This window comes from Flectobacillus sp. BAB-3569, from assembly GCF_002270355.1.
Lineage (GTDB): Bacteria > Bacteroidota > Bacteroidia > Cytophagales > Spirosomataceae > Flectobacillus > Flectobacillus roseus.
In genome coordinates, this window is the sequence record NZ_NJFZ01000094.1 from 1 (window position 1) to 550 (window position 550).

The following is a 550-nucleotide window of genomic DNA, read 5'->3' on the forward strand; positions in this document are numbered from 1 at the left end:
CAGCCATATAAGCTGCCTTTGTTGCTTTGACTTTATTTTGCGCTTTAGCACTTGATTTGATAACTTCTCAAAATCAGCACTCCTATTAAGGTTTGTTTGAATCTACCACAATACGTTTATCACGATTTGCCAAATCCCATGCCATATAGTACACCAATTTGACAGAAATTACCAAAGTCTGGCAATGTACCGCAGTTTTTCATGTTTACGGCCTTCATAACGCCAGTAAGCCATTCGCCATTTGACGAATATCCACCGTGGTTTTCCACAATAACATTTATCTTCATTGTAGCCGCAAACTCACTAAGTTTAGCCAAGCCATCGGCTGCATTTTTGCTACTTCTTCGGCAGAGCCTTTACCACCAGCATTTACACGAATGGTTTACAGCCCAAAATTTAGCAGCTTCTACCCATTTTTTATGATTATCTACCGTTTGTAATCTTTTCTTTTCGTCAGAATCTCCCATGTCWCTCGGCATCGCACATGATTAGGTGGTTTTTGACACCGTTATCGTTGTCAACGCATCAGCAATTCTTTCAAATAAGCGTC

Annotated in this window: 1 pseudogene; it reads right to left on the reverse strand. The window is 40.3% G+C overall.

Features of this window, described 5'->3' with window-relative positions:
* Positions 1–161: 161 nt before the first annotated feature.
* Positions 162–550: pseudogene (locus BWI92_RS28425) on the reverse strand (sugar phosphate isomerase/epimerase family protein); the annotation flags it as partial.